The organism is Inquilinus sp. CA228 (assembly GCF_052078665.1).
Lineage (GTDB): Bacteria > Pseudomonadota > Alphaproteobacteria > DSM-16000 > Inquilinaceae > Inquilinus.
In genome coordinates this window covers 23,380-40,807 of the sequence record NZ_JBQJIK010000012.1, presented here as the reverse complement: position 1 = coordinate 40,807, position 17,428 = coordinate 23,380, and the positions used below count along the sequence as shown (strand labels likewise).

The 17,428-nt window shown below is 70.3% G+C and carries 23 protein-coding genes; 11 read left to right on the top strand and 12 right to left on the bottom strand.

Annotation, left to right across the window (positions count from 1 at the left end; all coding sequences use genetic code 11):
• The first annotated feature begins 9 nt into the window (after positions 1–9).
• Positions 10–837 (top strand): AidB family quorum-quenching N-acyl homoserine lactonase, encoded by an 828-nt coding sequence (gene aidB / locus ACTOWL_RS07830; protein ID WP_441320644.1) that lies wholly within the window; start codon positions 10–12, stop codon positions 835–837.
• A gap of 36 nt (positions 838–873) precedes the next feature.
• On the opposite strand, the gene ACTOWL_RS07825 is transcribed toward aidB, so the two are convergent.
• The 3 genes from ACTOWL_RS07825 to ACTOWL_RS07815 form a co-directional block, all read right to left on the bottom strand.
• Positions 874–2,256: an esterase-like activity of phytase family protein gene (locus tag ACTOWL_RS07825; protein ID WP_441320643.1), complete on the bottom strand. Its 1,383-nt coding sequence runs from the start codon at positions 2,254–2,256 to the stop codon at positions 874–876.
• A gap of 89 nt (positions 2,257–2,345) precedes the next feature.
• Positions 2,346–2,597, bottom strand: a complete 252-nt coding sequence (locus tag ACTOWL_RS07820) for a hypothetical protein (RefSeq protein ID WP_441320642.1) — start codon at positions 2,595–2,597, stop codon at positions 2,346–2,348.
• A 128-nt stretch (positions 2,598–2,725) separates the two neighbouring features.
• A complete protein-coding gene (locus ACTOWL_RS07815) occupies positions 2,726–3,382 on the bottom strand; it encodes an FMN-dependent NADH-azoreductase (RefSeq protein ID WP_441320641.1) in 657 nt (218 codons plus the stop codon).
• A gap of 109 nt (positions 3,383–3,491) precedes the next feature.
• On the opposite strand from ACTOWL_RS07815, the gene ACTOWL_RS07810 reads away from it, so the two are divergent.
• From ACTOWL_RS07810 to ACTOWL_RS07800, 3 genes are all read left to right on the top strand, one after another.
• Positions 3,492–4,382, top strand: a complete 891-nt coding sequence (locus tag ACTOWL_RS07810) for a LysR substrate-binding domain-containing protein (RefSeq protein ID WP_441320640.1) — start codon at positions 3,492–3,494, stop codon at positions 4,380–4,382.
• A 69-nt stretch (positions 4,383–4,451) separates the two neighbouring features.
• Complete coding sequence (locus tag ACTOWL_RS07805) at positions 4,452–4,706, top strand: AbrB/MazE/SpoVT family DNA-binding domain-containing protein (RefSeq protein WP_441320639.1); 255 nt, start codon at positions 4,452–4,454, stop codon at positions 4,704–4,706.
• Positions 4,703–5,092: a PIN domain-containing protein gene (locus ACTOWL_RS07800; protein ID WP_441320638.1), complete on the top strand. Its 390-nt coding sequence runs from the start codon at positions 4,703–4,705 to the stop codon at positions 5,090–5,092. Before ACTOWL_RS07805 ends, ACTOWL_RS07800 begins: the two co-directional genes overlap by 4 nt.
• A 4-nt stretch (positions 5,093–5,096) precedes the next feature.
• Here the strand turns inward: ACTOWL_RS07800 and ACTOWL_RS07795 are convergent, their stop codons facing one another.
• Positions 5,097–5,657: a Smr/MutS family protein gene (locus ACTOWL_RS07795; protein ID WP_441320637.1), complete on the bottom strand. Its 561-nt coding sequence runs from the start codon at positions 5,655–5,657 to the stop codon at positions 5,097–5,099.
• A gap of 88 nt (positions 5,658–5,745) precedes the next feature.
• Positions 5,746–6,411, bottom strand: a complete 666-nt coding sequence (locus tag ACTOWL_RS07790) for a Tim44/TimA family putative adaptor protein (protein ID WP_441320636.1) — start codon at positions 6,409–6,411, stop codon at positions 5,746–5,748.
• A gap of 202 nt (positions 6,412–6,613) precedes the next feature.
• Here ACTOWL_RS07790 and ACTOWL_RS07785 point away from each other — a divergent pair, with 202 nt between their 5' ends.
• Positions 6,614–7,147, top strand: coding sequence for an FxsA family protein (locus ACTOWL_RS07785; RefSeq protein ID WP_441320635.1), 534 nt, complete (start codon positions 6,614–6,616; stop codon positions 7,145–7,147).
• A gap of 100 nt (positions 7,148–7,247) precedes the next feature.
• Positions 7,248–7,745, top strand: a complete 498-nt coding sequence (gene secB, locus ACTOWL_RS07780; RefSeq protein WP_441320634.1) for a protein-export chaperone SecB — start codon at positions 7,248–7,250, stop codon at positions 7,743–7,745.
• A gap of 105 nt (positions 7,746–7,850) precedes the next feature.
• Here the strand turns inward: secB and ACTOWL_RS07775 are convergent, their stop codons facing one another.
• Genes ACTOWL_RS07775 through ACTOWL_RS07750 form a run of 6 tightly spaced genes read right to left on the bottom strand, consistent with a single transcriptional unit; the run spans position 7,851 to position 12,002 of the window.
• Positions 7,851–8,408, bottom strand: coding sequence for a hypothetical protein (locus ACTOWL_RS07775; RefSeq protein WP_441320633.1), 558 nt, complete (start codon positions 8,406–8,408; stop codon positions 7,851–7,853).
• 19 nt (positions 8,409–8,427) lie between these two features.
• Positions 8,428–9,105, bottom strand: coding sequence for a DNA polymerase III subunit epsilon (gene dnaQ / locus ACTOWL_RS07770; protein ID WP_441320632.1), 678 nt, complete (start codon positions 9,103–9,105; stop codon positions 8,428–8,430).
• Positions 9,105–9,731, bottom strand: coding sequence for a dephospho-CoA kinase (gene coaE, locus ACTOWL_RS07765; RefSeq protein WP_441320631.1), 627 nt, complete (start codon positions 9,729–9,731; stop codon positions 9,105–9,107). The genes dnaQ and coaE overlap by 1 nt, the downstream gene beginning before the upstream one ends.
• On the bottom strand, positions 9,731–10,573 hold the full coding sequence (locus ACTOWL_RS07760) for a shikimate dehydrogenase (RefSeq protein ID WP_441320630.1): 843 nt from the start codon (positions 10,571–10,573) through the stop codon (positions 9,731–9,733). The genes coaE and ACTOWL_RS07760 overlap by 1 nt, the downstream gene beginning before the upstream one ends.
• Positions 10,570–11,166, bottom strand: coding sequence for a Maf family protein (locus tag ACTOWL_RS07755; protein WP_441320629.1), 597 nt, complete (start codon positions 11,164–11,166; stop codon positions 10,570–10,572). Before ACTOWL_RS07755 ends, ACTOWL_RS07760 begins: the two co-directional genes overlap by 4 nt.
• Positions 11,163–12,002, bottom strand: coding sequence for a pyruvate, water dikinase regulatory protein (locus tag ACTOWL_RS07750; protein ID WP_441320628.1), 840 nt, complete (start codon positions 12,000–12,002; stop codon positions 11,163–11,165). The genes ACTOWL_RS07755 and ACTOWL_RS07750 overlap by 4 nt, the downstream gene beginning before the upstream one ends.
• Positions 12,003–12,365: 363 nt before the next feature.
• On the opposite strand from ACTOWL_RS07750, the gene hemE reads away from it, so the two are divergent.
• The 3 genes from hemE to hemJ are packed head-to-tail and all read left to right on the top strand — an operon-like array spanning position 12,366 to position 14,922.
• Complete coding sequence (hemE, locus tag ACTOWL_RS07745) at positions 12,366–13,439, top strand: uroporphyrinogen decarboxylase (protein ID WP_441320627.1); 1,074 nt, start codon at positions 12,366–12,368, stop codon at positions 13,437–13,439.
• Positions 13,436–14,473 (top strand): ferrochelatase, encoded by a 1,038-nt coding sequence (gene hemH, locus ACTOWL_RS07740; RefSeq protein WP_441320626.1) that lies wholly within the window; start codon positions 13,436–13,438, stop codon positions 14,471–14,473. Before hemE ends, hemH begins: the two co-directional genes overlap by 4 nt.
• Before the next feature lie 11 nt (positions 14,474–14,484).
• A complete protein-coding gene (hemJ, locus tag ACTOWL_RS07735; protein WP_441320625.1) occupies positions 14,485–14,922 on the top strand; it encodes a protoporphyrinogen oxidase HemJ in 438 nt (145 codons plus the stop codon).
• Between the two features lie 13 nt (positions 14,923–14,935).
• Here the strand turns inward: hemJ and ACTOWL_RS07730 are convergent, their stop codons facing one another.
• On the bottom strand, positions 14,936–15,643 hold the full coding sequence (locus tag ACTOWL_RS07730; RefSeq protein WP_441320624.1) for a hypothetical protein: 708 nt from the start codon (positions 15,641–15,643) through the stop codon (positions 14,936–14,938).
• A 10-nt stretch (positions 15,644–15,653) separates the two neighbouring features.
• Between ACTOWL_RS07730 and rho the strand changes: the two genes are divergently transcribed.
• Entirely contained in the window at positions 15,654–16,910 is a 1,257-nt protein-coding gene (rho, locus tag ACTOWL_RS07725) for a transcription termination factor Rho (protein WP_441320623.1), read from the top strand.
• 143 nt (positions 16,911–17,053) lie between these two features.
• On the top strand, positions 17,054–17,425 hold the full coding sequence (locus ACTOWL_RS07720; protein WP_441320622.1) for a hypothetical protein: 372 nt from the start codon (positions 17,054–17,056) through the stop codon (positions 17,423–17,425).
• The last annotated feature ends 3 nt before the right edge of the window (positions 17,426–17,428 follow it).

Below are 17,428 nucleotides of genomic sequence, written 5' to 3'. Positions count from 1 at the left end.
GAAATCGACATGTCCGCTGCCGCCAGGCGCTTCGGCCGCTACGATGTCACCGTGCTGCTCGACGGCATCTTCGAGGCCCCGAAGTCCGTGCTGACCCATGCCGCCGGCGAGGATTCCAGCCGGCGCCTGATCGACGGCTGGCCCGGCGACAAGATCAGCATCGACGTCAACTGCTATCTCCTGACCGGGGCGAACGGCGTCTCGCTGATCGATGCCGGCACGGGCGACCATTGGGGCCCGGCGCTGGGCAAGGCGCGCGCGGCCCTGGCGGCAGCCAGGGTGCGTCCCGAAGAGGTCGACCGCGTGCTGCTGACCCATCTGCACGGCGACCACGCCCTGGGCCTGCTCGACGGCGACCGGCCTTGGCTACCTCGCGCGGAGATCCTGATCCCGGAGCGGGACCTCGCCTTCTACGGCGATCCGGCGGTCGCCGAGACCTTTCCGCCGGCCCGGCGCGGCAACTTCAAGACAGCTGCCGACCTGGCCCGGGCCTATGCCGGCCGCATCCGCACCATCGCTCCGGGGCCGGTCGAGGCGATGCCGGGCGTCGAGGCCGTGCCGCTGCCCGGCCACACGCCCGGGCAGAGCGGCTATCGCATCGGCGAGGGCCAGGACAGCCTGCTGATCTGGGCCGACGCCATCCATCTCGGCGATCCGCAGATCGAGGACCCGGAGGTCGGCCTCACCTACGACCTCGACCCGGCACTGGCCTTGCAGAGCCGCCGCTTCCTGCTGGAGGAGGCGGCCAAGCATGGCTGGCTGGTCACCGGCAGCCATGTCAGCCGGACCGGCCGGATCGAAGCGGCCGGCCGGGGCTGGCGGTTCGTCGAGGATTGAAGCCCCCGCGGGACCAGCCCGCGGAGGCCGTCCCTGCTACTTCGCGTTCAGCAGTTCGGTGACCTTGAGCAGCACGAACTCCTCGTCGTCTTGCCGGTCGACGGCGCGGCCGGAGGAGAAGGGCAGGTTGTTGTCGTTGGCGACGATGATGTGGTCGGCGTCGACCCGCGCCACGTTCTCGATGGTGACGAAGGGGAAGCTCAGCGCCCCGTCATGGCCGCCCTGGCGCGCCTTGTGGTCCGGGTCCTGGATCGCCAGCAGGTCGATCGAGCCGATCTTGCGCAGGATGCCGTCGGCATCGGCATCCGCCAAGTCGACCAGATAGACCCGCTTCAGCTTGGCAGGGGTGGCAAAGCAGTCCGGCTTCGGCGCGCCCTGGCAGGCCTTGGCGGCGTCGCCCTCGCCCTGGTCGCGCTCGATGATCAGGCCGCGGGTGCCGCCGATCAGGTTGAAGTCGCCGATCGAGTTGCCGTTGGCCTCGAGCCGGTACTTCCACGACTTGCCGGTGTATTTCTTCGACGCGACGTCGAATTCGAGCACGCGGAGAACCTCATGGCCCTGGGCGTCGGTTTCCGGCGCGCCCTTGGCCGCGTCCCACAGCCCGCCCTCGAGCAGCGGGTACAGGGTCTTGCCGTCCTCGGACGCCGCCATGCCCTCGAAGCCCTTGCTGCGGCGCGATTCGAAGGCGACCGGGCCGGGCGCGCCCGGCATGGTGATGTCCGGGTTGTCGGGTGAGCGCACCGGCTTGCCGTCCACCACGGTGTCGACCACGGTCAGCACCCGGCCGGCGGCGTCGGTCTCGATCAGGAACGGCCCCAGCTCATCGCCGAACCAGTAGTGGTCGCCGACCAGTTGCACCGATTCGATGTCGAAATCGGCGCCGGTCAGATAGCGCTCCTGGGTCGCCTCGGTGACGATGCGGAACGGCACCTTCTTGTCCGGGTCGCTCAGGAACAGCGTGTTCAGAACGGCCGCCCGGCCGGTCTGCCAGTCCGGCTTGACCCGGTGCACCATCAGCATCGCGTCCGGCGAATTCGCCTTGGCGCCGAAGCCGTTGTCGGTGATGACGACGTATTCGCCGTTGCCGACCGGCCGGATACCGCTGAAGCCCTGCACCGCCTGGCCGACGAAGGGGAACAGCACGCCGGTCTCGCGCACGGCATCCTTGCTGCCGGTGGTGCCCATGACGCTGAACGGCCGGTCGATCCGGGCCAGCGTCGGGCCGGCGAACTTGGCCGAGGTGGCGAACATTGCCGGCGCATCGGCCGGCGGCGCGGCGAAGGTCATCGCCGGCAGCACGGCATGGCCTTCCAGCACCGCCGGATAGGTCTGCGGCGCCGGGTCGTCGCCCGCCAGGGCGCCGGCGGCGGACAGGGCCAGGACAAGCAGGGAAACGGCGGCACTGCGGAACGGAAGCATGGAACCCCCTCTCGAACGGAAAGCGGCCGGAGAGTGGGGTCGGCCGATGACAGCCGGATGACGGCTGTGTGAAAGTCTCGGGTCGTCCGCTAACGGCCGGTCAGCGCATCGGTGAGGTCCCGGAGATGCGCCTCGATATAGCCCGCAACGGCAGCCAGCGTGGGTGCAGGGCCGGGGATATCGGGCAGAAGGCGCTCGACCGCGATCCAATCCTCGGCATCGGCGGGCCGGGCCTGCAGGAACACCTGCCCCCGGTCCCGGACGACGCGCAGGCAGGCCGTCGGCGAACAGGCATCGGCATGGCCGTCGCCGAAGCCCTGCGGATCGTCGCGCCCGGCCACCCAGCGGAATCCAGCGCCCGCCAGAGCGGTGCCAAGACGGTGTCGGGCCTCAGTGCCGAAAGATGCTGTCATCGGTGTCCCGACGGATGAGGGGCGGCGCCTCAGCTCAGCGCCGCCGGCCTGCGCCGTCAAGCCGCCTGCGCCTCCGCCGTTATCCGGGCCACCAGCCGGTCGATCTCGGCCTCCGCCGCCTGCAGCGACCGCTCGACCCGCTCATCGGCGAACTCGTCGTATTCCGCCGCGACCGACACCGCGTCGGGGATGCCGATGTAGCGGAACACCGTGTGCAGATGCGGTTCGACATGGTTGAGGCCGGCCAGCCGCCCGCCCGGGTCGTAGCCCCAGTCGCCGCGGGCGCCCAGCGTCACCAGCCGCTTGCCGGACAGCATCGGCCAATAGGGCTCGCCTTGCCGGCTGCGGTCGAAGCCGAAGGTGCGGCCGACCCGGACGATGTTGTCGACCCAGGCCTTCATCGGCGCCGGCAGACCGAAATTGTACATCGGCACCCCGGCGACGATCAGGTCGGCACGCTCCAGCTCGTCCACCAGCGCGTCGCTGAGCGCCAGGGTGGCGCGCATCTCCGGCGTCCGACGATCGGGTTTCGTGAAGGCGGCGGCGATCCAGGCCTCGGTCACCGGCGGCGGCGGCTCCAGGCCGACATCGCGGCGGATCACCATGTCGCCCGGCCGGCGGGCCAGCCAGGCCTCGACGAAGCGGGCCGACAGGCGCCGACTGTGCGAGCGGCCGAGGCGGGCGCTGGAATCGATGTGCAGGATCGTGGTCATGGCTGAGCTCCAGAAGATCTCCGGGCCAGGAGATGTGCGTTTTCCGGCTTGCGGACAAAGGCGAATTCCTCATCCTATGGCTGAGGTGAATTCATCCGTTCGGACCATCATGCGCCGCCTGCCCCCGCTTGCCGCCCTGCGTGCCTTCGAGGCCGCCGCCCGCCATCTCAGCTTCAAGCGCGCGGCCGAGGAGCTGCTGGTGACCCCGACGGCCGTGAGCCATCAGATCCGCCTGCTGGAGGAGACGATGGGCCTGCGGCTGTTCGAGCGGCGGACCCGGCAGGTGGTGATGACCGAGGCGGCGCAGCGCCTGTACCCGGTGCTGCGCGACGGCTTCGACGCCTTCGCCCGCACCATCGACGGGCTGTCGGCCAGGTCCCGGCCGAGCATCGTGACCCTCACGGCCACCCGCGCCTTCACCGCCCGGCTGCTGGTGCCCCGCGTCGCGTCGTTCCAGGAGCGGCGGCCGGACGTCACCCTGCGGCTGCTGGCGGCGGACGAGCCGGTGGACCTGGCCGCCGGCACCGCCGACCTGGCCATCCGCTATGGCGGCGGCGTGTATCCCAGGCTGCGGTCGGAACTTCTCGGCACCGACCGGCTGGCGCCGGTCGCCCATCCCGCGCTGGGGCTGACGGCGCCGGAGCAGCTGGCGCAGCACCGCCTGGTCCATTTCGAATGGCGCGTGCCGCATCCGGAGAAGCCGTCCTGGCCGCGCTGGTTCGCCGCCGCCGGGCTGCCGGAGCGGAGCGCCTCGGCCCTGCACTGCACCGATGAGAGCCACGCCATCCAGGCGGTCGCGGCCGGCCACGGCGTCGGCCTGCTGAGCCTGACCCTGGTGGCGGCGGAGCTGGCGGCCGGCACGCTGGTCCAGCCCTTCGGCCCGGCGATCGAAGGCATGGGCTTCCACCTGGTCCGCCGGCCGGGGGTCGAAAGCGAAACCGTAACGGCGGTGCGGGGCTGGATTCTGGCGGAGTTCGGGGTGGCGGGCCATGTGACCTGAATCGCACCCTTGCCACGGGCCGCACATGACGCCATCTTCTCCTGATATGGCATATCGTGGAGCCGCGCCATGACTGTGGTTAGAGCCAAGGTTTCCGAATCCGGGCGCCTGAGCATCCCGGTAGAGCTGCGCCGGGCTATCGGCCTGGAACATGGCGGCGACGTGGTGGTCGACCTCGATGGCCGCGAGATCCGGATCCGCACAGTGGCGGAGTCGGTGGCCCAGGCCCAGGCCCTCAGCCGGCGGCTGCTCGGCGATCGGGTGGCGGACGCGTCGGTGGACAACTTCCTGGCCGAGCGGCGGCGAGAGGCCGAGCGCGAATGAGCACGGCGGTCATCGACGCCTCTGCCATCCTGGCCCTGCTGCTTGACGAGCCCGGCGCGCAGAAGGTCGCGGCGGTCGTGGCGGATTCAGTGGTGACGACGATCAACCTCTCGGAGGTCGTCGGCTACTACGCCCGCAGCGGCGCCGACGAGACCGGCATCCGGACAATGCTCGACGCGCTGCCCTGCGAACGCGCCCCGTTCGACGAATTGCTTGCCTATACAACAGGGATGCTGCTGCCTTTGACCCGATCGGCGGGGCTGTCTCTCGGCGACCGGGCCTGCCTGGCCCTGGCAAAGCGGCTGGGCGTCCCGGCGATGACGGCGGATCGGCCCTGGCAGGACATCGCCGGCGCGGTGGGCGTCACCATCGACCTGATCCGCTGAGGCTCTACCCCTCGCGCCGACGCCTGAGCACGACGTAGAGCGCGCCGGCGCCGCCGTCGCGGGGATGGGCCGGGGTGATGGCCAGGATCTTGTCGCGCAGCGGCGGCTCGTTCAGCCACAGCGGCACATTGGCCCGCAGCACGCTGTCGCCGTTCGAGAAGCTGCCCTTGCCGGTGATCACCAGCAGCGTCTTCTTGCCGGCCTGCTGGGCCGCGGCGACGAAGCCGATCAGCGCATCATGCGCCTCGATCTGCCGCATGCCGTGCAGGTCGAGCCGGCCCTCGATCTCCTGCTTGCCGCGGCGCAGCCGGTCGGCGCGGTGGCCGTCGATGCCGGTGAGGTCGCCGGAGCGCAGCCGCTTCGGCGCGGCCGCCGGCCCGGCCGGCTTCGGCGCCGCGGCGACGGGGCGCTGGCCGGGCGGGGCCGGGCGCGGCGGCGGAGAGGGGACGGGTTCAGGCGGAGGCGGCGGGGAAGCCGGATCGGGCGGCCGCAGCGGCGCGACATCCTGCGTCACGAGACGCCAGAGGCGGCGCTCTTCCTCGCTCGGTTTGCGGGTCTTGGCCATGCCGGATCAGCGGTCGGCATCCTCGGCCGAACGGCCACGGCCCGGACAAGGCCGGGCCGGACGGGTCAGGAGCGACGGCATCGGCGGGTCAGTGGGATTCGCGGGTCTCGACCAGCGCCCAGTTCGGGTCGTTGGCGCGAGTGTTGCGGGCGAAGGTCCAGATGTCGGTGACCTCGACCGTCTGGTCCGGGCTGCCCTCGATCACCTTGCCGTCGGCGTCGCGCAGCACGGTCTTCTGGCGCGACACGACGCGCACGGTGACGAAGGCGGTGCGGCCGTCCATCCGGGCGTCGACGATCTCGGCGCGGTCGACCGACTCCACCGTCTCCTCCAGCGTGTGGCCGGCGGCCAGGCGGTCGCGGATCGCGCCGCTGAACTCGTCATACAGCTCGTCGGACAGGAGCGGGCGCAGCGTCGCGGTGTCGCCGCTGGCGAAGGCCTCGACGATCATCTTGAAGGCGCCGCGGGCGCCGCCGACGAAGGTGCTTTCGCTGAAGCTGCGGTCGGCGATCTTGATCTGGGTCAGCCCGCTGGCCGGGCCGGCCTCGCCATTGCCGGCGGCGCGCGGCCGCTCCGGCATGGTCACGACGTTGTCGGGGGTGCGGGCCTCGGGCCGCGTCGGCTGCTGGGCGATCGGGTTCGGACGCCGCTGCTCGGTCCCCGTCCGGCGGCCGAGCACGCTGCGCAGCCGCAGAATCAGGAACCCGGCGATCACCGCCAGAACCAGGATATCGAGGAAAGAGCCTTCGCCCATCGCTCCCTTCACTTGTCGCGCGCCCGCGCCGGCGCCGAATGCATCGCTCTGGACCCGGGCGCCGCGCGACACTACCTCTTGGACGGCCCGTCCGGATGAAGCAAACACTCGGCGGACAGCCGTCCAGGCCAGGATGCGCGGTCAGGAACGACGCCTGCCCCCGACAGATAGGCTGCCGACCCCCAAACGGCAAGGGAAACCGATGCCCCTCCTCGCCCTGCTGCTTCTTGTCCCGCTCCTGGCCGAGATCACGGTGTTCATCGTGGTCGGCCGCTGGATCGGCGTGCTCGCCACCCTGGTGCTGTTCGTCGCCGTCGGCGTGATCGGCTCGCTGCTGCTGAAGCGGCAGGGGATGCGGGCGCTGCGCGAGATGCAGGCGGCGCTGGCCCGCGGCGAGCCGCCGGCCGAGCCGGTCGCCCATGCCGCCCTGCTGGTGCTGGCGGCGCTGCTGCTGATCTTCCCCGGCTTCCTCAGCGACCTGATGGCGCTGCCGCTGCTGCTGCCGCCGGTGCGGCGCATGCTGATCCGCTGGCTCGGCGTGCAGGCGAAGCGGCGCGGCGGCTTCACCGTCTGGCCCGGCGGGCGCGGCCCCGGCGGACCAGGACCGGGCGGTACGGTGATCGACGCCGACTACACCGAAGTGAAGCCCGAAGGCGGCCGCGATCCGTCGCTGCCGAAGATCGAGGATTCGCGCTGGGGCGGGCCGGACGACGGCGACGGGCGCCGGCCGTCCTGACGGGTGGTTCTGCCCGGTTGTCGCCGCCACGGGTTCCGTGCTAGCGAGACCCCCGTCTTTCGCCGGCCAGCCGAGCCAGAAGTTTCCAGGGAGAGTTTTCATGTCGGACGACAACCAGCAGCCCGACGCGGCGCAGCCGCTGCAGCCCTCGCTGCAGATCTCGGCGCAGTACGTCAAGGACCTGTCCTTCGAGAACCCGAACGCGCCGCGCAGCCTGACCCAGCAGGCGACCCCGCCGCAGGTCACGGTCAATGTCGACGTCCGCACCCAGCAACTGGCCGAGAACGCCTTCGAGGTGGTGCTGCACATCAAGGCCGAGGCCAAGACCGGTGACGCCGCCACCTTCCTGTGCGAGCTGAGCTATGGCGGCGTGGTCGCGCTGGCCAATGTGACCAAGGAGCAGACCGCGCCGCTGCTGCTGATCGAGGCGCCGCGCCTGCTGTTCCCGTTCGCCCGGTCGGTGATCGCCGAGGCGACGCGCAACGGCGGCTTCCCGCCGCTGCTGATCCAGCCGATCGACTTCACCGAACTGTTCCGCCGCCAGCTGGCCGCCCTGCGCGCCCGCGCCGAGGGCGAGAACCAGCCGAGCGTGAACTGACGCCGGACTCTTCCCTTATTTTCTGTCATTGCCGGGCTTGACCCGGCAATCCAGGAGATGTCGACAGCCTCTGGATGCCTGGGTCACAAGCCCGGGCATCGCCGTTTACGGGGCAGGCCCGCGCGGCGACAGCCCGTCGAGATAGGCCACGATCCGGTCAGCCGCCTGCTCCGGCGTGAGGCGGGTGTTGTCGACGACCACCCAGTGGTGGGCGTCGTCGACGATCAGGTGATACTCGTCGCGCCAGGCGATCAACGGCTCCGGATCCGTCAGCTTGCGGTTGCCGGCGCGGTCGGTCCCGCGCACCCGGACGACATTCTCGTCGAGATCGCAGTCCAGCGTCACGGCGACCAGCCGGTCCCCGCGGCTGGCGGCGAGATCCTTGATCCGGCCCCAGGCCTCGACGTCGCGGGGCGGTTCCCTCAAGAAGGAATTGGTCATCACCAGGACCGCGTCCGGCGGCAGGGCGCGGATCCGGTCATAGGCCAGGTCCCGCACCCGCTCACACAGCGACCAGTACGCGTCGGTGCCGCGGTCGCACAGGCTCGCCGCCACATTGTGCAGTGTATGGTTGTCGAGCAGGCGGGCCTGCAGCCTCCGGGCGAGGACCCGCGCCACCGTCAGCTTGCCCGCCCCGGGCCAGCCGTTGAGATGGATGATCACGGCTCCCGGCGTTCTCCCCTCAGCCTTCCTTCAGCCACAGCGGGTCGGTCAGACCCTGGATGAAGGCGAGATGGGCGGCCAGCTCCTCTGCCGTCGGCGCGTGCGGCCGGGCCGGGCGGGCGATGCGCTCGACCACCACGGTGGTCTCGGTGATCTCGACCGTCGTGGTGATGGCCAGGCCCGGCTCGCGGCCGCCGCACATCTCCAGCCAGACCTCGGCCAGCAGCTGGGCGTCGAGCAGCGCCCCGTGCAGCGTGCGGCCGGAATTGTCGATGCCGAAGCGGCGGCACAGCGCGTCGAGCGAGGCCTGGGCGCCGGGCCAGCGCCGCCGGGCCAGCGCCACCGTGTCGATCGACCGCGCCATCGGGATCGGCGGCAGGCCGAGCCGGCCGAGCTCCATGTTCAGGAAGCTCATGTCGAATTCGGCGTTGTGGATCACCAGCTTGGCGTCGCCGATGAAGTCCAGGAAGCTGCTGGCGACCTCGGCGAAGACCGGCTTGTCGGCCAGGAACGCGTCGGTCAGCCCGTGTATCCGCTGGGCCTCCATCGGCACCGGCCGTTCGGGGTTGATGTAGACATGGTGGTGCCGGCCGGTCGGCACGTGGTTGATCATCTCGACCCCGCCGATCTCGACCAGGCGGTCGCCGCCCAGCGCATGCAGGCCGGTGGTCTCGGTGTCCAGGACGATCTCGCGCATCACACCACCTTCAATGAGGGCCGCCAGCGCCGACCCGGCCGGGCCAGCGCCCGCCGCCGCAGCGCCCGCAGGGCCAGCCGCGTCGGCCGGCGGCCGAGGCCGGTCGGCACCACCCAATCCGCCCGTCGACGCTTCTCGCGGTCGGGCATCTGCGCCGCCAGGATGGCGGCGAATTTCTCCGGCGTCATCCCCGGCCGGGCCAGCACCCGCTGGCGCTGCAGCAGGCGCGGCGCGCTGACCACGGCGACGGCGTCGCAGAAGCGTTCGCCGCCGGTCTCGAGCAGCAGCGGGATGTCCAGCACCACCAGCGCGTCGCCGCGCCGCCCGGCCTGCTGCAGGAAGCGGCGCATGCGGCGCCGCACCAGCGGGTGCAGGATCGCCTCGAGCCGGCGCAGCGCCTGCGGCTTGCCGAACACCAGCGCGCCCAGCGCCTTGCGGTCGACCGCGCCGTCGCGCACCGCCTCCGGGAAGGCCTTCGCTACCGCCGGCACCGCGGCGCCGCCGCGCCGCATCAGGTCGTGCACCGCGGCGTCGGCGTCGTGCACGGCGATGCCGTCGCGCCGGAACATCGCCGCCGCCGTCGACTTGCCCATGCCGATCGAGCCGGTCAGGCCCAGGATCCGCATCAGCCGGTTCCCAGCACCGCCGCCCGCAGAGCGGCATCGACCGTCGGCGCCACGCCGAACCAGGCCTCGAAGCCCGGCCGGGCCTGGTGCAGCAGCATGCCGACGCCGTCGACCACCGGATTGCCGCGGGCCCGCGCGGCGGCCAAGAGCGGCGTCTCCAGCGGCACATAGACGATGTCGTTGACCAGCGAATCCGCCGGCAGCGTGTCGAGCGGCAGGTCGAGCGCCGGCCGGCCGACCATGCCCTCGGTCGTGGTGTTGACCAGCAGGGCGGCGCCGTCCAGCGCCGCGGCGCGGTCTTCCCAGTCGACCACGGTGACGGGACCGCCCAGTTCCGCCGCCAGGGTCTCGGCCCGGGCCCGGGTGCGGTTGGCCAGGCGGATCTCCGGCGCGCCGGCATCGGCCAGGGCGACGATCACGGCCCGGGCCGCGCCGCCGGCGCCGACCACCACCGCCGGGCCGCGGCCCGCCGACCATCCGGGCGTGCCGGCCTGGAGATTGGCCAGAAAGCCGAAGCCGTCGGTGTTGGTGCCGAACAGGCTGCCATCCTCGCGCACCACGATGGTGTTGACAGCGGCGATGCGCCGGGCCAGCGGGTCGAGCTCGTCGACCAGCGCCATCGCCGCCTCCTTGTGCGGCACGGTGACGTTGCAGCCGCGGAAGCCCAGGGCGGCGACGCCGCGCAGCGACGCCTCCAGCCGCTCCGGCGGCACCGCCATCGGCACATAGGCGCCGTCGATCCGGTAGCGGGCCAGCCAGTGGCCGTGCAGCTGGGGCGAGCGGGAATGCCCGACCGGCCAGCCGATCACCCCGGCCAGGCGGCCCTTCGCGGTCAAGGTCACGACGGCAGCACCCCGTGGTCGCGCAGGAAGCCGAGCAGCGGCAGCAGCGGCAGGCCCAGCACGGTGAAATGGTCGCCCTCGACCTTGGCGAAGAGCTGCGCCCCGCGCCCCTCCAGCTGATAGCCGCCGACCGAGGACAGCACCGCGTCGCCGGTGGCGTCGAGATATCCCTCGAGGAAGACGGGATTGAACGACCGCATGGTCAGCCGCGCCCGGTCGGTCGCGTGCCACAGCCGAGCGCCGTCGCGCACCGCCACCGCGGTCGAGGTCAGAGTGTGGGTGCGGCCGCGCAGCGCCAGCAACTGGTCGCGGGCCGCCGCCCGGTCGGCCGGCTTGTCGTACCAGACGCCATCGCAATCCAGCATCTGGTCGGCGCCGATGACGAGGGCCCCGGGATGGCGCCGTGACGCCCGCTGCGCCTTCAGCACCGCCAGCGCCTCGGCGACGTCGGCCGGGGAGGCGCCCTCGGCCCGCATCGACGCCTTGATCTCGCCTTCGTCGATCGCCGCCGAGCTGACGGTGACGGCGACGCCGGCAGCCTCGAGCATCGCCCGCCGCGTGGCGCTGCCGGAGGCCAGGACCAGTGCGCTCATGCCCCGGGGATCCCCGCGCTGCGCCCCCGCCGGGCCAGCAGCGACAGGATCTCCGCCGCCGTCTCCTCGATGGCGCGGCGGGTGACGTCGAGCACCGGCCAGCGATGCTTGGCGAAATAGCGCCGCGCCTCCGCCACCTCCGACCGCACCTGCTCGGGGTCGACATAATCGGTGGTCTGGGCCTGGTTCAGCATCTGCATCCGGTTGCGGCGCAGCTGGATCAGCCGCTCCGGATCCTTGGTCAGCCCGACGATCAGCGGCCGGCTGACCTTGTGCAGGTCCTCCGGCAGCGGCAGGCCGGGGACGAAGGGCACGTTCGCCGCCTTCACCCCGCGATTGGCCAAATAGAGGCAGGTCGGTGTCTTCGAGGTGCGCGACACGCCGATCAGGATGACGTCAGCCTGGTGCAGCTCGCCCGTCAGATGGCCGTCATCATGCGCCAGCGCGTAGTCCATCGCCTCGATGCGATGGAAATAGGCGGCATCCATCGCGTGCTGCCGGCCCGGCCGGCCGTGCCCCGCCATGCCGAGCTGCTGCGCCAACGCCCCCATGATCGGGTCGAGCACCGAGATGCAGGGCACGCCGAGCGTGCCGCAGACATCCATCAGCCGGTGGCGCAGCCCGTCATCGACCAAAGTGAAGACGACGACGCCGGGGTGGTCGCGGATCTCCTCGACCACCATGTCGAGCTGGCGGTTGGTCCGCACCAGGTTCCAGAAGTGCTCGATCGGCTCCGCGCCCTCGAACTGAGCGAGGCAGGCGCGCGCGACACTATGAATGGTGTCGCCGGTCGAGTCCGAAACGAGATGTAGGTGGAACGTCTTCGTCTGCGCCATGCCTCCCTTTTATCCCGGAGCCTGGGGATTGTCTGTGGGCAAAATGGGGATGGAACCCGGATTCAGCGGGCTTAACGCGATCTGCACCCGCTAGCCGGTGAGTCGTCGACTCTTCCATCCGGCTGGGGGCGAGATTCCCGGCCTCGGTGCGCCAGCGGCGAGGCCGGACGATGCGACCCCGAGTCCTCCCGCCCGTTATGGACAGGGGCGATGGCGAGGGTGTAGCGAGTCGGGCGCGTCTTCCCCGCTATCCACAGGGAGGCGCGCGCCGGCCGGCAAAACCTGTGGATGGATTTGGGAAGAGTCACAATCCCCATTATCCACAGGCATCCACTACATCCTCTAATTCTAAGGATTCTTTCTATGGATAAGGATGGGCAGAGCCGGGAGGAACCGTCCGCGACGCCGGCGAAGCCGTTCCTGCGCGCGCTGGCCGGCGAGACCCTGGCCCGGCCGCCGGTCTGGCTGATGCGCCAGGCCGGGCGCTATCTGCCGGAATACCGCGCGCTCCGGGCCCGGGCCGGCAGCTTTCTCGACCTCTGCTACAACCCGGAGCTGGCCGCCGAGGTGACCCTGCAGCCGATCCGGCGCTACGGGCTGGACGCCGCGATCCTGTTCTCGGACATCCTGGTGGTGCCGCACGCGCTGGGCCAGGCGCTGGACTATGTCGAAGGCGAAGGCCCGAAGCTGGAGCCGGTGACCGACGCGGCCGGCATCGCCCGCCTGTCCGCCGGCCGGCTGCACGAGGTGCTGGGGCCGGTCTACGAGACCGTCGGGCGGGTGGCGGCTGCCCTGCCGCCCGAGACCGCCCTGATCGGCTTCGCGGGCGCCCCCTGGACCGTCGCGACCTACATGGTCGAGGGTGGCGGCAGCAAGGAATACGGCGTGGTCAAGCGCCTGGCCTATGGCGAGCCCGAGACCTTCGGCCGGCTGGTCGACCTGCTGGTCGAGGCCACCGCCGCCTATCTGCTGCGCCAGATCCAGGCGGGGGCCGAGGCGGTGCAGCTGTTCGACAGCTGGGCCGGGGTGCTGCCGGAGGCGGAGTTCGAGCGCTGGGTGATCGCACCGACCCGGCGCATCGTCGCGGCGGTGCGGGCCGGGGCGCCCGGGGTGCCGATCATCGGCTTCCCGCGCGGCGCCGGGCTGCTGTATGAGCGCTACCTCGCCGGCACCGGGGTGGATGCGGTCGGGCTGGACACCACGGTGCCGCCGGGCTGGGCCGCCCGGACGCTGCAGCCCAAGGCCGCGGTGCAGGGCAATCTCGACCCGGTCCTGCTGCTGACCGGCGGCGAACCGATGCTGCGGGCTGCCGACGCGATCACGGCGGCGCTGGGCGGCGGTCCCTTCGTGTTCAACCTCGGCCATGGTGTGCTGCAGAAGACGCCGCCGGAGCATGTCGCCGCCCTGGTCCGGCACCTGCGCGGGGACCGCGGATGAGCCGCCGGATCGCCGTCGTCCTGTTCAACCTGGGCGGCCCCGACAATCCGGACGCGATCCGGCCCTTCCTGTTCAACCTGTTCGCCGACCCGGCGATCATCCGCGTCCCGAACCCGGCGCGGGTGATCCTGGCCTGGGCGATCGCCAGGAAGCGGACCCGCCTGGCCAAGGACATCTATGCCGAGATCGGTGGCGGTTCCCCCCTCCTGCCCAACACCGAGGCTCAGGCCCGGGCGCTGGAGGCGGCACTCGCGGATCTCGGTGAGGTGAAGACCTTCATCGCCATGCGCTACTGGCACCCGATGAGCCAGGAGACGGCGATGCTGGTGAAGGATTTTTCGCCGGACGAGGTGATCCTGCTGCCGCTGTACCCGCAATTCTCCACGACCACGACCGCGTCGTCGCTGCGGGTGTGGCGGGACGCCTGCCGGATCGCCCGGCTGGACGTGCCGACGCGGGCCGTGTGCTGCTATCCGACCGAGGACCGCTTCATCGCCACGATGGCCGCGGGGCTGCGCGCGGCGCATGAGGAGGCGGCGCGCTATGGCCGGCCGCGGGTGCTGTTCTCGGCGCACGGCCTGCCGGAGAAGATCGTCAAGGCCGGCGACCCCTATCGGTGGCAGTGCGAGCGCACCGCCGCGGCCCTGGCCGAGGCCTCAGGCATCCCGGATCTCGACTGGGTCTCGACCTATCAGAGCCGGGTCGGCCGGCTGAAATGGATCGAGCCGTCGACCGAGGCGGTGATCCACGAGGCCGCCCACGCGAAGCGGCCGATCGTGGTGGTGCCGATCGCCTTCGTCTCCGAGCATTCCGAGACGCTGGTCGAGCTCGACATCGAATACCGCAAGCTGGCTGACGAATCGGGCTCGCCGTGCTACCTGCGGGTGGCGACCGTCGGCGCGGACGAGGGTTTCATCGCCGGCCTGGCCGATCTGGTGCGGAACGGCCATCGCCGCGGTTCGGCCTGTGAGGCCGGGGATGGCGGTCGGATCTGCCCGGCGGCGTTCTCGGGGTGTCCCAGCAAAGCGGCTTGAGCGAGGACCGAATGGCAGACGTCTATCCCTGGATCAAGGCGCTCCACGTCTTCTTCGTGATCTCCTGGATGGCGGGGCTGCTCTACCTGCCGCGGCTGTTCGTCTACCATTCGCAGACCACGCCGGGGACGCCGGAATACGAGCGCTTCGGGGTGATGGAGCGGCGGCTGATGCGCGGCATCATGCTGCCCTCGGCGGTGCTGACCTGGGTGTTCGGCATCACCATGCTGTGGCTGACCGATTGGGCGTTCTTCGCCGAGGGCTGGCTGCATGTGAAGCTGACGGGGGTTGTCATCCTGACCGTGCTGCACCACATGTGCATCCGCTGGCGCCGCGGTTTCGCCGAAGGCCACAATCCCCACAGCGAGCGCTTCTACCGCATCGTCAACGAAGTGCCGGCGCTGCTGCTGCTGATCATCCTGGTCATGGTGATCGTCCGGCCGTTCTGAGCGGCGGGACCGATCAGGGCAGGCCGAACCCCTTGCCGAACCACTCGGTGATGTCGAAAAGGATCGACCGGGGCGTCCCGGACGGGTCCTGCAGCAGGAGTTGGTCGTAGATCCGGTTGCCCGGGTTCAAAAGCGCCTGGCCGCAGACTTTCCATCCGCGCAGATGCTGGCCGACATAGGCGTATTCGGCATCGACGCCGGCAAGGCTGTTCTGGACCCCTTCGATGACGATCGCGGTCTCCGGGCGGTCGCCCGGTCCACCGGAATAGCGATAGTCACCGCCCCTTGGACGCGGCACGTAGCACTGGGCCGGAGTGAAGCTGGCCACCGGGAGTGACGCGGACCGGTCCAGGGCCGCCGGACTTGCCGACGCAGTCGGCGCCTGGCGCGGCGTGGCGCTGCAGCCGGCCAGACCAAAGGCCGCCGCGACCGCCAGAACGACGGTGTTCCTCATCAAAGATCCCCCTCCTGAAAATGAATCGACTATGTTCCGTCCCCTGCTAGATCCTCCCGCTTCTGCCGTGGCGGCGCAATATGCCGCCGGATGCGGCAGCACGATTGACTTGCGGCAAGTCATTCGATAACCATCTGCTGTTCTCAGCGGTCTTCCGGCGCTCATCAGAGGCACCGGCGCGGTCGAGCCCTTCGTGCCGCGGACCGAGGCTTCCAGCGAGACATCAATCCAAAGACGCCGCGCCGCCGGCGATCTGTCCACGCCCATCAGGGTCCCCATGCATCTGCAAGAACTGAAAGAGAAGTCTCCCAGCGAGCTTCTCGCCTATGCCGAAGAGCTTGAGGTCGAAAACGCGAGCATGCTGCGCAAGCAGGACATGATGTTCGCCATCCTCAAGCAGCTCGCCGATAACGACGTCGCTATTTTTGGATCGGGTGTGCTCGAAGCCCTGCCCGACGGCTTCGGCTTCCTGCGCTCCCCGGAATCGAATTACCTTCCCGGCCCGGACGACATCTATGTGTCGCCGCAGCAGATCCGCCGCTTCGGGGTGCGCACCGGCGACACCATCGAGGGCGAGATCCGCGCCCCGAAGGAAAACGAGCACTATTTCGCGCTCACCAAGGTCAACAAGATCAATTTCGAGGAGCCGGACAACGTCCGGCACCGGGTCACCTTCGACAACCTGACCCCGCTCTATCCCGACGACGCGCTGCGGATGGAGCTGATCGACCCGACCAAGAAGAACGTGACCGGCCGGATCATCGATCTGGTCTCGCCCCTCGGCAAGGGCCAGCGTGCCCTGATCGTGGCGCCGCCGCGCACCGGCAAGACGGTGATGCTGCAGAACATCGCCAACTCGATCGCCGAGAACCACCCGGACGCCTTCCTGATCGTGCTGCTGATCGATGAGCGCCCGGAGGAAGTGACCGATATGGACCGGTCGGTGAAGGGTGAGGTCATCTCCTCGACCTTCGACGAGCCGGCGACGCGCCACGTCCAGGTGGCCGAGATGGTGATCGAGAAGGCCAAGCGCCTGGTCGAGCACAAGAAGGATGTCGTCATCCTGCTCGACTCGATCACCCGCCTAGCCCGCGCCTACAACACCGTGGTGCCGTCCTCCGGCAAGGTGCTGACCGGCGGTGTCGACGCCAACGCCCTGCAGCGGCCGAAGCGCTTTTTCGGCGCCGCCCGCAACATCGAGGAAGGCGGCAGCCTGACCATCATCGCCACCGCGCTGATCGACACCGGCAGCCGGATGGACGAGGTGATCTTCGAAGAGTTCAAGGGCACCGGCAACTCCGAGATCATCCTCGACCGCAAGCTGTCCGACCGCCGCACCTTCCCGGCGATCGACATCGGCAAGTCCGGCACCCGCAAGGAAGAGCTGCTGGTCGACAAGGGCACCATGTCGAAGATGTGGGTGCTGCGTCGCATCCTGATGCCGATGGGCCCGACGGATGCGATGGAGTTCCTGATGGACAAGCTGAAGCACAGCAAGTCCAACGCGGATTTCTTCGAGAGCATGAACCAGTAACGTCCCGCAAGGGACGACGGAAGGGCCGCCGGTCGCAGGATCGGCGGCCCTTTCTGTTTTCAGGCCGGCGCTGCGCTGCGCCCCGGTTGACCGGACACGCCGGCAACACCATTTCGCTGGCGAAACCAGCTATGGGGATCGGCATGGCCAAGCTTCGTTCCAGCCTCGCCCTCGTCCTGGCGCTGTCGGGCTGCGCCGGTCTGGTCCCGCCCTCGGCGACGCCCGATCCGGCACTGGCCGAAAGGGTCCGCAGTCTGATGGGGGATGAGGACTACGACTGCTCCGCCCGCGTCGCCAGTGCGCTGGCGCCCTATCATTTCACGGCCGGCGGCATCTCCCGCATCGACCTGGCGCCGGTGCCGCCCCGCAGACCGGACGACTACAACCTGAGCCAGCGCCAGGCCTGGATCCGGCAGCCGGGCCAGCCCGGCGCGATCGTGGTGCAGTACGACCGGGGCAACTGCCGGATCGCGCAGGTCTACGCCCGGGACGGGGCGACGCTGCCGCCGATCTGACGC

Bases quoted from the DNA above. Each gene is read 5' to 3' on its own strand.
- ACTOWL_RS07730 (WP_441320624.1), bottom strand. From the start codon at position 15,643: ATGGGCGTGGACAGATCGCCGGCGGCGCGGCGTCTTTGGATTGATGTC.
- ACTOWL_RS07785 (WP_441320635.1), top strand. From the start codon at position 6,614: ATGCCCCTCCTCGCCCTGCTGCTTCTTGTCCCGCTCCTGGCCGAGATC.
- coaE (WP_441320631.1), bottom strand. From the start codon at position 9,731: ATGCGGATCCTGGGCCTGACCGGCTCGATCGGCATGGGCAAGTCGACG.
- ACTOWL_RS07790 (WP_441320636.1), bottom strand. From the start codon at position 6,411: ATGGGCGAAGGCTCTTTCCTCGATATCCTGGTTCTGGCGGTGATCGCC.
- rho (WP_441320623.1), top strand. From the start codon at position 15,654: ATGCATCTGCAAGAACTGAAAGAGAAGTCTCCCAGCGAGCTTCTCGCC.
- ACTOWL_RS07810 (WP_441320640.1), top strand. From the start codon at position 3,492: ATGCGCCGCCTGCCCCCGCTTGCCGCCCTGCGTGCCTTCGAGGCCGCC.
- ACTOWL_RS07720 (WP_441320622.1), top strand. From the start codon at position 17,054: ATGGCCAAGCTTCGTTCCAGCCTCGCCCTCGTCCTGGCGCTGTCGGGC.
- hemE (WP_441320627.1), top strand. From the start codon at position 12,366: ATGGATAAGGATGGGCAGAGCCGGGAGGAACCGTCCGCGACGCCGGCG.
- ACTOWL_RS07800 (WP_441320638.1), top strand. From the start codon at position 4,703: ATGAGCACGGCGGTCATCGACGCCTCTGCCATCCTGGCCCTGCTGCTT.
- ACTOWL_RS07815 (WP_441320641.1), bottom strand. From the start codon at position 3,382: ATGACCACGATCCTGCACATCGATTCCAGCGCCCGCCTCGGCCGCTCG.
- ACTOWL_RS07805 (WP_441320639.1), top strand. From the start codon at position 4,452: ATGACTGTGGTTAGAGCCAAGGTTTCCGAATCCGGGCGCCTGAGCATC.
- ACTOWL_RS07795 (WP_441320637.1), bottom strand. From the start codon at position 5,657: ATGGCCAAGACCCGCAAACCGAGCGAGGAAGAGCGCCGCCTCTGGCGT.
- hemJ (WP_441320625.1), top strand. From the start codon at position 14,485: ATGGCAGACGTCTATCCCTGGATCAAGGCGCTCCACGTCTTCTTCGTG.
- ACTOWL_RS07755 (WP_441320629.1), bottom strand. From the start codon at position 11,166: ATGAGCGCACTGGTCCTGGCCTCCGGCAGCGCCACGCGGCGGGCGATG.
- ACTOWL_RS07750 (WP_441320628.1), bottom strand. From the start codon at position 12,002: ATGGCGCAGACGAAGACGTTCCACCTACATCTCGTTTCGGACTCGACC.
- hemH (WP_441320626.1), top strand. From the start codon at position 13,436: ATGAGCCGCCGGATCGCCGTCGTCCTGTTCAACCTGGGCGGCCCCGAC.
- aidB (WP_441320644.1), top strand. From the start codon at position 10: ATGTCCGCTGCCGCCAGGCGCTTCGGCCGCTACGATGTCACCGTGCTG.
- secB (WP_441320634.1), top strand. From the start codon at position 7,248: ATGTCGGACGACAACCAGCAGCCCGACGCGGCGCAGCCGCTGCAGCCC.
- ACTOWL_RS07825 (WP_441320643.1), bottom strand. From the start codon at position 2,256: ATGCTTCCGTTCCGCAGTGCCGCCGTTTCCCTGCTTGTCCTGGCCCTG.
- dnaQ (WP_441320632.1), bottom strand. From the start codon at position 9,105: ATGCGCGAGATCGTCCTGGACACCGAGACCACCGGCCTGCATGCGCTG.